At 64.4% G+C, this 12,706-nt stretch carries 13 protein-coding genes; 9 read left to right on the top strand and 4 right to left on the bottom strand.

Features of this window, described 5'->3' with window-relative positions; all coding sequences use genetic code 11:
- The first annotated feature begins 82 nt into the window (after positions 1 to 82).
- Positions 83 to 871 carry an SDR family NAD(P)-dependent oxidoreductase gene (locus QCE49_RS20940; RefSeq protein ID WP_008347750.1) on the top strand — a complete coding sequence of 263 codons (789 nt, stop codon included), beginning with the start codon at positions 83 to 85 and terminating at the stop codon, positions 869 to 871.
- A 5-nt stretch (positions 872 to 876) separates the two neighbouring features.
- Here the strand turns inward: QCE49_RS20940 and QCE49_RS20935 are convergent, their stop codons facing one another.
- Both QCE49_RS20935 and QCE49_RS20930 read right to left on the bottom strand, forming a co-directional pair.
- Positions 877 to 2,298, bottom strand: coding sequence for a UdgX family uracil-DNA binding protein (locus QCE49_RS20935; RefSeq protein WP_250457196.1), 1,422 nt, complete (start codon positions 2,296 to 2,298; stop codon positions 877 to 879).
- A complete protein-coding gene (locus tag QCE49_RS20930) occupies positions 2,298 to 3,509 on the bottom strand; it encodes a putative DNA modification/repair radical SAM protein (RefSeq protein ID WP_250457195.1) in 1,212 nt (403 codons plus the stop codon). The genes QCE49_RS20935 and QCE49_RS20930 overlap by 1 nt, the downstream gene beginning before the upstream one ends.
- A gap of 113 nt (positions 3,510 to 3,622) precedes the next feature.
- Between QCE49_RS20930 and QCE49_RS20925 the strand changes: the two genes are divergently transcribed.
- The 3 genes from QCE49_RS20925 (at position 3,623) to QCE49_RS20915 (ending at position 4,874) form a co-directional block, all read left to right on the top strand.
- On the top strand, positions 3,623 to 3,844 hold the full coding sequence (locus QCE49_RS20925; RefSeq protein WP_008347744.1) for a hypothetical protein: 222 nt from the start codon (positions 3,623 to 3,625) through the stop codon (positions 3,842 to 3,844).
- A 107-nt stretch (positions 3,845 to 3,951) separates the two neighbouring features.
- Complete coding sequence (locus tag QCE49_RS20920) at positions 3,952 to 4,266, top strand: hypothetical protein (RefSeq protein WP_250457194.1); 315 nt, start codon at positions 3,952 to 3,954, stop codon at positions 4,264 to 4,266.
- 308 nt (positions 4,267 to 4,574) lie between these two features.
- On the top strand, positions 4,575 to 4,874 hold the full coding sequence (locus QCE49_RS20915; RefSeq protein WP_250457193.1) for a hypothetical protein: 300 nt from the start codon (positions 4,575 to 4,577) through the stop codon (positions 4,872 to 4,874).
- 10 nt (positions 4,875 to 4,884) lie between these two features.
- On the opposite strand, the gene QCE49_RS20910 is transcribed toward QCE49_RS20915, so the two are convergent.
- Together QCE49_RS20910 and QCE49_RS20905 are read right to left on the bottom strand one after the other, a co-directional pair.
- Complete coding sequence (locus QCE49_RS20910) at positions 4,885 to 5,817, bottom strand: aldose 1-epimerase (RefSeq protein ID WP_250457192.1); 933 nt, start codon at positions 5,815 to 5,817, stop codon at positions 4,885 to 4,887.
- Positions 5,814 to 6,614 carry a phytanoyl-CoA dioxygenase family protein gene (locus QCE49_RS20905; RefSeq protein ID WP_008347737.1) on the bottom strand — a complete coding sequence of 267 codons (801 nt, stop codon included), beginning with the start codon at positions 6,612 to 6,614 and terminating at the stop codon, positions 5,814 to 5,816. Before QCE49_RS20905 ends, QCE49_RS20910 begins: the two co-directional genes overlap by 4 nt.
- Positions 6,615 to 6,825: 211 nt before the next feature.
- On the opposite strand from QCE49_RS20905, the gene QCE49_RS20900 reads away from it, so the two are divergent.
- The 5 genes from QCE49_RS20900 to QCE49_RS20880 all read left to right on the top strand — a co-directional run bounded on the left by QCE49_RS20900 (position 6,826) and on the right by QCE49_RS20880 (position 12,635).
- A complete protein-coding gene (locus tag QCE49_RS20900; RefSeq protein WP_008347735.1) occupies positions 6,826 to 7,914 on the top strand; it encodes a LacI family DNA-binding transcriptional regulator in 1,089 nt (362 codons plus the stop codon).
- A 138-nt stretch (positions 7,915 to 8,052) separates the two neighbouring features.
- Positions 8,053 to 9,069 carry an ABC transporter substrate-binding protein gene (locus QCE49_RS20895; protein WP_008347733.1) on the top strand — a complete coding sequence of 339 codons (1,017 nt, stop codon included), beginning with the start codon at positions 8,053 to 8,055 and terminating at the stop codon, positions 9,067 to 9,069.
- A gap of 71 nt (positions 9,070 to 9,140) precedes the next feature.
- Positions 9,141 to 10,703, top strand: a complete 1,563-nt coding sequence (locus QCE49_RS20890) for a sugar ABC transporter ATP-binding protein (protein ID WP_250457191.1) — start codon at positions 9,141 to 9,143, stop codon at positions 10,701 to 10,703.
- Positions 10,693 to 11,673, top strand: a complete 981-nt coding sequence (locus QCE49_RS20885) for an ABC transporter permease (protein ID WP_008347730.1) — start codon at positions 10,693 to 10,695, stop codon at positions 11,671 to 11,673. Before QCE49_RS20890 ends, QCE49_RS20885 begins: the two co-directional genes overlap by 11 nt.
- Positions 11,674 to 11,681: 8 nt before the next feature.
- A complete protein-coding gene (locus tag QCE49_RS20880; protein WP_250457190.1) occupies positions 11,682 to 12,635 on the top strand; it encodes an ABC transporter permease in 954 nt (317 codons plus the stop codon).
- Positions 12,636 to 12,706: the final 71 nt, after the last annotated feature.

Genomic DNA, 12,706 nt, shown 5'->3' with positions numbered 1-12,706 from the left:
TACTGCGCTTATGGCTAACATCCCGGAACGCGTCGTGGCGAAATCGCCGGCGCATTCCGCCAACCCAATCGAAGGAGCAGATATGGATCTCAAGATCGGCAACAAGCTCGCGCTGGTATCCGGATCGACGAAGGGCATCGGACATGCCATTGCCGTGGCGCTCGCGCGTGAAGGCGCGCGCGTGATCATCAACGGCCGTTCGCAGGCGTCTGTCGATGCGGCGCTGGCGAAACTGCGCGAACTCGTGCCCAACGCGCAGGGCGAAGGCTTCGCCGGCGACGTCTCCGACGCAGCGCAGGTCGACGCGCTCGTGAAGCGCTTTCCGCACGTCGATATTCTCGTGAACAACATGGGCATCTTCGATCCGAAGCCGTTCGAAGAGATTCCCGACGACGAATGGCTGCGCTTTTTCAACACCAACGTGATGTCGGGCGTGCGCCTGTCGCGCGCGTATCTGCCGAAGATGAAGGAGAAGAACTGGGGCCGCGTCGTGTTCATCAGCAGCGAGAGCGGCATTCAGATTCCCGTCGAGATGATTCATTACGGCGTGACCAAATCGGCGCAGATTTCGCTCGCGCGCGGCCTCGCGGAAACCTGCGCGGGCACCGGCGTGACCGTCAATTCGGTGCTGCCGGGGCCGACGAGTTCCGAAGGCGTCACCGAGTTCGTCGAGAAACTGTCGGGCGGCAAGAGCTTCGGCGAATTCGAGAAGCAGTTCTTCGAAGAAGCGCGGCCCACGTCGATTCTCAAGCGCTTCATCACGCCCGAGGAAATCGGCAGCATGGTGGCGTACGTGTGCTCGGAGCTTTCATCGGCGACGAACGGCGCGGCGTTGCGCGCGGATGGCGGCGTCGTGCGCGCGGCGTTCTGAGCGCGCTAGGCCTTCAACGACGACGCCAGCTCCAGCGCCGCAACGATAGCCGCGACGGTTTTTTCGCGCGCGGCTTCGTCGTTCTGGCGCAGCGCGTAGGACGGGTGATACGTCGCGACGACCAGCTTGTCCCGATACGGCACGACGCGCCCGACATGCGCCGAAAGCGTCGCGCGCCGTCCGAAAAGCGCGGCCAACGCGGTCGCGCCGAGCGTGACGATCACCTTCGCGCCGACGTCGTGCAGTTCCTGTTCGAGCCAGTACGAACAGGCTTCGACCTCCTGCTGCGCGGGCGTCTTGTGCAGACGGCGCTTGCCGCGCGGCTCCCATTTGAAGTGCTTCACCGCATTGGTCAGATAGACGTGCTCGCGCACGACGCCGGCACGCTGCATCGCGTCCTGAAGCAGCTGCCCGGCCGGTCCGACGAACGGCTCGCCCTTCAGATCCTCCTGATCGCCGGGCTGTTCGCCGAGCAGCATGATGCGCGCATCGGACGGACCGGCGCCGTGCACTGCCTGCGTCGCGTTGCGCCACAGATCGCAGCGGCGGCAAGTATCGAGCGATGTGGGCGCGTCCCGCTCCGGCTGCGCTGCGAGCGCATCGACCTGAACCGCCTTGCCGCCGAGCGCGCCGACGTTTTGCGCCTGCGCGACGCGTCGCGCGCCGCCGCGCGCATCGCTGACGAGCTTCGGGATCAGTGCGCCTTCCGGCAGCCCTTTCCAGAAACGTACCGGCATATGCTGTTCGAGCGCGGATTCGTTCAGTCGCGCCGGATTGAAGATGCTGCGGTAGTAGGTCATCCAGAGCGCTTCGGCGGCATCCGGCAAGACCGCCGCATGATCCGACGCCAGCGCGCGGCCGCGCTCCAGTTGCAGGCGCTCGCCGTCGAACATCGCGGCGCCGTCGGGCGTTGCGATGAGCCACGTCGAGCGTCCCATGCGCGCGGCGAAATGCTCCGCGCCCCACGCGAGCACGTCGTGATCCGGCTCGTACCACGCGACGAATTCCGGCGCGCCGAGCGACGCGTCGCGCTGCCGGAAGCGCACATACGCGATCATGTCGTGCTGCGCGCGGCGCACCGCCTTCGCCATCTTGTAGAGGCGCGCGCCGTCTTCATCGGCGGGCGATGCCACCGAGCGGTCGCCCTGCGCCCAGCGCCACAGCACGCGATATAAAATGCTCCAGCGGCGCGCGTCGCGAAAATGCGCGGCGTCTTTCAGCAGCGATGCGAGTTCGCGCGACACGCGGATAGGCGGCGCATCCGCTGCCTTCGCCGCTTTCGCCGATCGCGCCGACTCGTTGAACAACGCCGGCTCCGCCTGAGCCGTACGCCAGTCGATCGATTCGGGCGGGAGCTTTTGCGCGAGCGCATCGAGCGCGGCGACGCGCCAGCCGTCGAATTCGTCGTCGATGGCGATGACGTGCATCAGATCAGCGAGAGCTGCACCGGGCCGGTCGCGAGCGCGCGCCGCAGACTGTCCGAAGGCGCTTCGTCGAGCGGCGGCCGGTAATCCGCCGTGACGACGAACGGCTTCACCTTGTCCATGCCGCAGCGCAGCCGCACGAGATCGTGATAGCGCACGCGCCGCTCGCGCCGCAACTCCACGATGCGCTTCGCGTTGCGCATGCCGATGCCCGGCACGCGCGCGATCATGCGCGCGGGCGCGGCGTTCAGATCGACGGGAAAGCGCTCGCGATGAGCAAGCGCCCACGCGAGTTTCGGATCGACATCGAGCGGAAGATTGCCGGCATCGCCGAGCAGTTCGGCGGCGGCGAAACCGTAGCCGCGCATCAGAAAATCCGCCTGATACAGCCGATGCTCGCGCAAGAGCGGCGGCGCTTTCGACGGCACGCCCGAGGGGCTGTCAGGAATCGGGCTGAACGCCGAGTAATACACGCGCTTTAGCTGATAAGAGCCGTACAGCGTTTCGGCGGTGCCGAGGATCGTGCGGTCGTCGGTTTCATCGGCGCCGACGATCATCTGCGTGCTCTGCCCCGCCGGCGCGAACTTCGGCGCGCGCGGCTCCGCTTCCGATTCCTCGCGCGAGACGCGGATGTTGCCCATCGCCAGCTTGATCGTGCGGCCGCTCTTTTCCGGCGCGAGCCGCTCGAGGCTGATTTCCGTCGGCAATTCGATGTTCACGCTCAGACGGTCGGCATAGCGTCCCGCTTGCGCGATGAGTTCGGGATCGGCATCGGGAATCGTCTTCAGATGGATGTAGCCGCGAAATCCGTGCTTCTCACGCAGCAATTTCGCGACGAGGACGAGCTGCTCCATCGTGTAGTTCGACGAACGAATCACTCCGGAACTGAGAAACAACCCGTCGATGTAATTGCGACGGTAGAAATCCAGCGTGAGCGTAACAACTTCTTCCGGCGTGAAGCGCGCACGCGGCACGTTACTGGACCGGCGATTGATGCAGTACCGGCAGTCGTACAGACAAAAGTTCGTCAGCAAAATCTTGAGCAGCGAGACGCAGCGCCCGTCGGGCGTGAAGCTGTGGCAGATGCCGGAGCCGGTGCTCGCGCCGAGGCCATCGATGCCGCGCGACTCGCGTTTGGGCGCGCCGCCGCTCGCACACGACGCGTCGTATTTGGCGGCGTCGGCGAGAATTTCGAGCTTTTCGGAGAGATCCATCTTGATTATGGTACTGTATGTTTATACAGTACCTCACGAGAGGCGCGGAGTCAAAGGTAATCACGGCATCGCACGCTTCGCGCCTGCCCTCGCAATCTCTTTCGGAGCCTTTCATGCGATTCGACTACAAGACGTTTCACATCGACTGCACCGCCCATCACGACGAAGACGGCAGCTACTACGCGCACGCACGCATCACGCGTCCGGCGGACGAGCGCACCGCGCATGCGGAAGTATTCGAATCCGGCGAGCTGGATGCGTTCGCGAGCGAGTCGGATGCCGTCCATTGCGCGCGGGCGTGGGCCATCGAGTGGTGTGACGAGGCGACTGCATGACAATTCGATTTCTTCCCGCGGCACGGTGATTGCGCAATGTAATCTGCGACGCCGCAGCTTTGCGCAAGGCGGCGCGCATCGAGATCGTTGATCAACGGGAGGAAACCATGAAGAACGCCAAGAGAAGTTTGATTGTGTCGGCCATGATTCTGGGCTTGTCGGGCGCGGCATTCGCGCAAGGCGCGGGCGGCGGTGCCGGCGGCGCGGGTGGCGCAGGCGCGGGTGGCGGCACCGCGGGCGGCAACGGGGCCGGTCAGGGCGGCACCGGAATGGGCACGCCGAACAGCAACGGTGTAACCGGCTCGACGTCGGGCGCATCGGGCTCGAACACGATGGATTCGTCCAAGGGCAGCAGCAAGATGCACAAGAAGGGCAGCTCGGGATCGAACATGTCGAGCGGCACCTCCGGCAAGTCGGAATAAACGTATTGAGTTTCCGCATTTCGGCGCGCCCGGACTTTCGCAAGTCCGGGCGCGTTTTTCGTGCTTCTTCTTTAAACCCGCACGCCTATCCCCACCAAGGTATCCCTGCCAGATAGGGATTTCTCGCGCCTTCCCATCGCCGTAAGGTAATCCCCGAGCGCCATTCGTCGCGCCCGGTGCGTCGTCATTTGTCGCGTCGGACGAAGCGAGCCCGCGCTCGATCCATTCATCCGTCCATCGGCAAAGCGGCAAGGAGTCCGAGACTCGCGTTCCCGGCTGCTTGTGCATTCGTTTCAAGGAGCTGGAACATGAAGGCAAAGATCAACCCGAAATTTCTCGCGATGATGGCAGCATGCACGGTCGTGTCAGGAATCGGTGTCGCGCACGCGCAAGGCATGCCCGCCGATGCGCAGCAACTCGTCCAGACGATGCGCCCGATGTACATGTCGCAGGCCATGCCCGATGAATCTCAGACGCAAACCGCCGCGACGCCGCAACAAGCCTCCGGCGGCGACTCCGCGTACGGCGGCATGAAGCCCGCCTCCGCGAGCGGACATCGCGATAGCGACTGCAGCCCGGCGAACTGCAACGTTTTCTTCGGTCAGTAGGCGCGACGCCTTATTCCGTGTGAGTCGTCCAGGCGAATGTCGCGCTGACCGACTCGCCCGGTTCCAGCACCGCGCCGCCCTTCGCGGCGCGGTCGACATCGAGATTGACCCAGTCCGCCACGTTGCTCACCGGTTCAACGCAGAGCAAATCGGGATGCGACTTCGGTGCATACACCACGAGGGCATCGAACGGCGCTTGCGCGCTGAGCGTGACCGCGCGGCGTTCGTCGGGCCACGCGATCGTCGCCGTGCGCGACCAACCGGCGAAGTTGTTGTCGAGATCGAAGGCATCGGCGGACATGCCTTCTTGCGACGCCATCGCATCGACGCACGGATGCGCGCCCGCATGCGTGGGCAGCAGATCGGGCGTGCTGTGCCACATCGACGCGACGCGTGCGTGAACGCGCGTATTGCGCGTGCGCGGATAGTACGGGTGATGTCCCATGCCGAACGGCATCGGCCGCTCGGACAGGTTGCGCGCGGAGAGCGTCACGCTTAGCGTGTGGTCATCGAGCGCGATGTCCTGCGTCGCCTCGTATGCGAACGGCCAGTGACGCGCGGCATCGCGCGAGGGTTCGTGCAAAAAATGCAGACGCGCGCGGGCGTCCGACACATCGCCGACACGCCACGGCAAGCGCCACGCGTTGCCGTGCAGCGCGTGCGCAAAGGCGTTGCCGTCGCCGGAAAGATCGATGAGCGCACCGTCGAACACGAAGCGCGCATCGCGGATGCGATTGCAGTACGGCAGGAGCGGAAAGCTCGCCATGCCGAGCGGATCGCGTGCGGCCAGCGCGGCGGGCGTCGCGGGACGCAACCAGTCGATCGTACGTCCGTCGCGCGTTTCGTCGAAGGCCGCGATCGATCCGCCCACGTGCGGCGCAAGCAGCACGCGCCGCGCGCCATGACGCAGTTCGACGAGGGGATCGGACGGCGCGGCGCTCAATATGCAAACTGCCGATAGCTTTCGTCGAAGGTGCGCGCCGTCGTTTCCACCTGAGGATTGAAGCGCAGCAGCCGCCGCGCGCGCGGAGGCAACGCGGCGAAGACGTCGCGCGGCACGTCGATATGCACCTCGGGCCGGAAATACCACGCGCGGCTGTAGCCGATCACGACCATCGGACGCGGCTCGCCGATGAGATTCGGCGTACCGCGATGCAGGCCGCGCACATCGCGAATCATCACGTCGCCGACTTTCATCGGCACGCGCTCGGCGGGGAAGCGCCCTGCTTCGAGACCGGCCAGCGCCTCATCGCGCGACATGCGATGCGTGCCACGCGTCGTTTCGAGCGGACCGTTGCGGTCATCGACATCGACGAGCGGGAAATTCACCGCGAGCTGAAACGAAGGCGTTTCCGGCGCATCGTCGAAGAGCGGCGGCGTATCGCGATGCCAGTCCTGGAACTCGGAGCCGAGCACCGGGGTGTCGGTGGCGAGCTGGCACATCACCGGATCGCGCCCGGCCACGCGTTCGACGATCCCGACGATGTCTTCATCGCAAAAGACCGACGGGTCCGCGAACTCGCCTTCGAACGGCAGCGTGACGTAATAGCGGCCCGGTCCGCGATTGCCGCTCGCCGACGCCTCGCGCGCTGCATCGACGTGCGGTTGCAGAAGCGGCGCGAACGCATCGCGCCATGCGTCGATCGTCGCGCGCGGGAAATGATCGCGCAGCAGCACGAAGCCGTCTCGTTCGAACGCTTCGGCGAGCGCGTCTCGCGCGCTCTCGTCGTACTTGCCCATGCACTTTCTCCTCGTTGCGAGTGCGAAAACAGAATCGCATGCGTGTAATCCGCTCGTCAATATTATTAGTAATAACCAGTGAAAACCCTGAGCAGAAATGACCAATAAAAACGTGCTTTCCGCGTCGTTCATCACTAATATTAGTGGCAAGTTTCTCCGGCCCGCGAGACAGGTTTCGCGCAGAGTTCAGCCGCCCGGCGCGGCACGCACAATGAAAAAATCTACGCAACGCCGCCCGACGATGACCGACATCGCGAAGCTCACCGGAGTCTCGCAATCGACGGTCTCGCTCGTGCTGAACAACGCAAGCGGCGCGAAGTTCTCCGACACCACGCGCGACAAGGTGCTGCGCGCCGCGCAAGATCTCGGCTATCGCATGACGCAGCGCGAACCGGTCGCCGCGCTCGATAGCCAGCGCGAGCGCAATCTGATCGTCTATCTCGCCGACGAGATTTCGACGAGCCCGCATCCGGTCGTGAGCATCGACGGCGCGCGGGACGCGGCCTTCGCCAACGGGCGCATGCTCGCCGTCTATTCGACGCACGGCAATGCGGAGATCGAGGCGCGCGTGCTCGACGCGACGCTCGGCAATCCGAACGTGCTCGGCGTGATCTACGCGACGGTCTATACCCGCCGCGTCACGCTGCCGGCCGTGCTCGCCAAGGTGCCGACCGTGCTGCTCAACTGCTACACGAGCGATGCGAGCGTGTCTTCGGTGGTGCCGGCGGAAGTGGCGGGCGGGCACACCGCGACGGATCATCTGCTGGCCGCGGGGCACAAGCGCATTGGCTATATCAACGGCGAGCCGTGGCAGGACGCGGCGCGCGATCGTCTGAAGGGCTATCGGACCGCGCTCGCCACAGCCGATCTGCCGTTCGCGCCGGAACTGGTGCGCGAAGGGGACTGGAGTCCCGACACCGGCTTCGAACAGACGCTCTCGCTAATGCGCGAGCCGAATCCGCCGACCGCGATCTTTTGCGCGAACGACCTGATGGCGCTCGGCGCGATCGAGGCGTTGAAGCAGCTCGGACTGCGCGTGCCCGACGATGTATCCGTGCTCGGCTACGACGATCAGGAAATCGCGCGGCATACGCATCCGCCGCTTTCGACCGTCGTGCTGCCGAACTATGAGCTAGGGCGCTGGGCAGTCGAGACGCTGCTGCAGGAAGAAGAGAACCGGGCCGCGGGCGCACCCGTTCGGCGTCGCACCGTGAAGCTGGACGGACCGCTGATCGAGCGCGGCTCCGTCGCGGAAAACACCGAGGCGAAACAGTTGGCCATTAATAATATTAGCGATTGATCGTTAATGAAATGCGCTGAAGCAATCGCCGCATTCGCACGGAACGCGGTACGCAGTTTGACTCTCGCAGCAGGCAGACCGGGCAACACCAAGCATCGGCGTCATTAGAAAAAGCCTAACCATTCAATGGAGGAAGACATGCTGTCATTAGATAAGAAATCGCGCCTGGGCCTGCGCCCGCTCGCTGCCGCACTGACCGCCCTGACCGCACTCACGCTCGCGGCCGGCTTCACCGCCGCCCACGCCGCCGACGACGGCCTGCCGAAGATCCCGAACAAGAAGCCGTTGAAGGTCGGCTTTGCGCAGACCGAGAGCAATAATCCGTGGCGTCTCGCGGAGACGAAGAGCTTCAAGGACATCGCGGCGAAATGCGGCTGGCAGATGGTCATGACCGACGCCAACAGTTCCGCGGCGAAGCAGGTCTCGGACATCCAGAGCATGATCGCGCAGCACGTCGATCTGCTCGTCTTCCCGCCGCGCGAGGAAAAGCCGCTCGTGCCGGTCGTGATGCAGGCGAAGAAAGCGGGCATTCCCGTGATTCTGGTCGACCGCAACATCGATCAGTCGATGGCGAAGGCGGGCAAGGACTACATCACGTTCATCGGCTCGGACTTCATCGATCAGGGTCAGCGCGCCGCCGACTGGCTCGTGAAGGCGACCAACGGCAAGGCGACCATCATCGAGCTGGAAGGCTCGACGGGCGCGTCCGCCGCGAACGATCGCAAGAAAGGCTTCGACGATGTCATCGCGAAGAATCCCGGCATGAAGATCGTTGCGTCGCAAAGCGGCGACTTCGCGCGCGACAAGGGCCGTCAGGTGATGGAGACGCTCTTGCAGGCGCATCCCGACGTGACCGCGGTCTACGCGCACAACGACGAAATGGCGCTCGGCGCGATCGCGGCGATCAAGGCGGCGGGCAAGCAGCCGGGCAAGGATATCGTTCTCGTGACGATCGACGGCACCAAGGGCGGCCTCGAAGCGATCAAGGCGGGCGAGCTCGGCGCGAGCGTGCAATCCAGCCCGTTCTTCGGACCGCTCGCATGCGACGTCGCGCAGAAGTACGCGAAGGGCGAAACGGTGCCGCCGTGGGTGAAGGTCTCGGATCGCTTCTACGACAAGAGCAACGTCGACGCAAGCATGCAGTACGGGTACTGAGCGAAGTGTGTGTGTGACTTGCGGGCGTCTGATCGGAGGCGCTCGCTTTTTCATTTCGACGGATATCACGCATGGCTCAGACTCCCCTTCTCGACATGCAGGACATCGATATCGCGTTCGGCGGCGTCGCTGCGTTGAAGCGCGCGCGCCTGACCGTCGCAGCAGGCGAAGTGCACGCGCTCATCGGCCAGAACGGCGCGGGCAAGTCCACGCTCATCAAGATTCTCACGGGTGCGTATCGCAAGAGCGCGGGCACGATTCGCTTCGATGGCCGCGAAGTCGATTTCCGCACGCCGAAGGAAGCGCGCGAAGCGGGCATCAGCACGATCTATCAGGAGATCAATCTCGTGCCTTTCCGCTCCGTCGCGGAAAACATCTTTCTCGGGCGCGAGCCGCGCCGTTTCGGTCTCATCGACTGGAACACCGTGCAACGGCGTGCGAGCGAATTGCTCGAATCATTCGGATTGCGTATCGATGTAAAGAAGCCCGTGCGCGACTATTCCACCGCGATTCAGCAGATGGTCGCGCTCGCGCGCGCGGTGTCGTCGGATGCGAAGATGGTCATCATGGATGAATCGACGTCCTCGCTCGACGAGCGCGAAGTCGAGCTGCTCTTCACCGTCGTGCGCCGCTTGCGCGACGACGGGCGCGCGGTCATCTTCGTCTCGCATCGGCTCGATGAACTCTATGCGCTGTGCGATCGCGTCACCGTGATGCGCGACGGCCAGACCGTCGCCGAAAACACGATGCAGGAAATGGACAAGCTGAAGCTCGTCACGACGATGCTCGGCCGCACGCTCGCCGCCGTCGTGCATGAAGACAGCGCGGTGAAGGAAGCGAATCTCGCGAAGCGCGGTCCGGTCGCGCTCGCGGCGCAAGGGCTCGCGGCGGGCGCGAAGGTCACGGACGTATCGCTCGATGTTCACGCGGGCGAAGCGGTCGGCCTCGCGGGCCTGCTCGGCTCGGGCCGCACGGAAACGATGCGCCTGCTCTTCGGCGCGGATCGCCCGGCGAAAGGAACGCTCGATATAAACGGCGAGCCAGCATCGTTCAAATCGCCGAAAGATGCGATCGCGCGCGGCGTCGCGTATCTGACGGAAGATCGCAAGGCCGAAGGCATCGTGCCGGAGCTTTCCGTGCGCGACAACCTCACGCTCGTCTGCCTGCCTGCGCTGACGAAACGCGGCGTCGTCGATGTCGCGAAGCAGCGCGAGATCGTCGATGGCTTCATCGAATCGCTCGGCATCAAGCTACGCTCGCCCGATCAGCCGATACGCGAACTTTCCGGCGGCAATCAGCAGAAGGTGCTGCTCGCGCGCTGGCTCGCGACGCACCCTCGCCTCTTGCTGCTCGACGAGCCCACGCGCGGCATCGACGTGGGCGCGAAAGCCGACGTCGCGAAGATCGTGCGCGAATTGCGCGATGCCGGCATGGCGGTGCTGCTGTCCGCATCGGAACTGGAAGAACTCACGGCAGTGGCGGATCGCGCAGTCGTGATCCGCGACGGCGAAACGGTCGCGCAACTAGACGGCGCGCAGATGAACGAGGCGTCGATCATGGATGCGATCGCGTATGGCGGGGGCGCGGAGTCGACGCTCGCCGAGGCGGTAGAGGAAGCGAAACATGATCGATGATACGCAACGGGCCGCGCCGATCGTGCAGGCATCGGCAAAGAAGAAGCGTGGCGTGGCGATTCAGCGCGAAGTCGCCGTGCTGCTCGCGATGATCGTCTTCAATCTGATCTTCACGCAGCACTTCGTTTCGCTGCAGACGTTCAACGTGAATCTCACGCAAGTGGTGACGATCGTGATCGTCGGCATCGGCATGACGCTCGTCGTCGCGACGGGCGGCATCGACCTGTCCGTGGGCGCGTCGATGGCGATAGCCGGTGCGCTCGCGCCGATGCTCTTCATGAACATCGACGGGCCGCTCGGCATCGTGCTTGCGTTCACGCTGCCGATCGTCGCCGCCGCGTTATGCGGCGTCTTCAACGGCTTTCTCGTGACGCGACTGAACGTGCAGCCGATCGTCGCGACGCTCGTGCTCTTCATCGCGGGCCGCGGCATCGCGCAAGTCGTCACCGATGGGAGCCTTCAGGCGTTCACGAATCCCGCGTTTCAATGGATCGCGCTCGGCAAGATCGCGGGCGTGCCGTTCCAGATTCTCCTGATGCTCGTGCTCGTCGCACTCTTTACGTGGATCGTGCGCAAGACGCTGTTCGGCAAGTTCCTGCTCGTGACGGGCGGCAATGAGGACGCCGCGTATCTCTCGGGCATTCCGACCGCGCGCGTGAAGATGATCGCGTACACCGTATGCGCGGCGCTCGCCGGGCTAGCCGGGCTGATTTCGATCTCGGTGAATTCGTCGTCGGATGCGAATGTCGTCGGTCTCGGCGTGGAGCTCGATGCGATCGCGGCGGTCGCGGTCGGCGGCACCGCGTTGACGGGCGGCAAGGCGTATATCACGGGCACGCTGATCGGCGCGCTCATCATCCAGTTGCTGCGTTATACGCTGCTCGCGCACGGCATTCCGGATGCCGCCGCGCTGGTGCTGAAGGCCGCGATCATCATCGTCGCGGTGTACGTGCAACGCAAGCGAGGTTGAACGTCGACATGAAAAGGAACTTGCCGATTCTCATCGCGCTCGCGGCGCTGCTCGTGCTCGGCGTCATGCGTTACGAACATTTCGCGGACGCGTACAACATCACGTCGTTCTGGCGATACAACTCGATGTTCCTGCTGATCTCGATCGGCATGGCGTTCGTCATCATCACGGGCGGCATCGATCTGTCCGTCGGCGCGGTGGCCGCGCTCGCGAGCGTGGTGTCGGCGCTGGCGAGCCCGCATGGCGGGCTGGCCGCGGTGCTTGCCGGCTCGCTCGCGGGACTCGCGGTGGGCGTGCTCAACGGGCTCGTCATCACGCATATGCGGATCCTGCCGTTCATCGTCACGCTCGCGACGAGTCTCGGCGCGCATGGGCTTGCGTTGCTGCTCGGGCATAACGACGCGGTCGGCATTTCATCGGATTCGAACTTCGCCGCATTCGGTCAGGGCGATCTGTTCGGCTTGCCGATACCGGGCATCGTGTCGGCGCTGACCGCGTTTGCCGGATGGATCGCGCTGCGCAGTTCGCGCTTCGGGCGGCATGCGCTCGCCATCGGCGGAAGTGAGGAAGCGTCGCGGCTGATGGGCCTGAACGTGGACCGCACGCTGGTCATGGTGTATGCGCTGAGCGGCTTGCTTGCGGGCATCGCCGGTGCGATTCTGGCCGCGCAGTTCGGCGCGGGACAGCCGAATGAAGGCGTCGGATGGGAGTTGTTCGCGATTTCCGCGGTCGTCCTCGGTGGCACGCGGCTGACCGGCGGCGATGGGTCCATCGCGATGACCGTCGCGGGCGTCGCGTTGCTCGGGCTCGTGTTCAATCTGCTCAACTTCGAGAACGGGCTCGGGTTCATTTCGCTTTCCGCCTACTGGCAGTCGGTGATTCGCGGTGCGTTTCTACTGCTCGTGATCTTGCTGCAGGCGCGGGTTTTGAGTGGGAACAATAGGGTGAAAGTGGCGCACTGAGGTTTGCTTTCTCTACGGTGGATTTCGCCGGATCCCGTTTTGCTTTCGGTTTATTAGCGTTGCCCCTGTGC

Source organism: Caballeronia sp. LZ008, assembly GCF_031451435.1.
GTDB lineage: Bacteria > Pseudomonadota > Gammaproteobacteria > Burkholderiales > Burkholderiaceae > Caballeronia > Caballeronia zhejiangensis.
The sequence above is the reverse complement of the archived record's forward strand: the minus strand, read 5'-3'. Positions and strand labels throughout refer to the sequence as shown.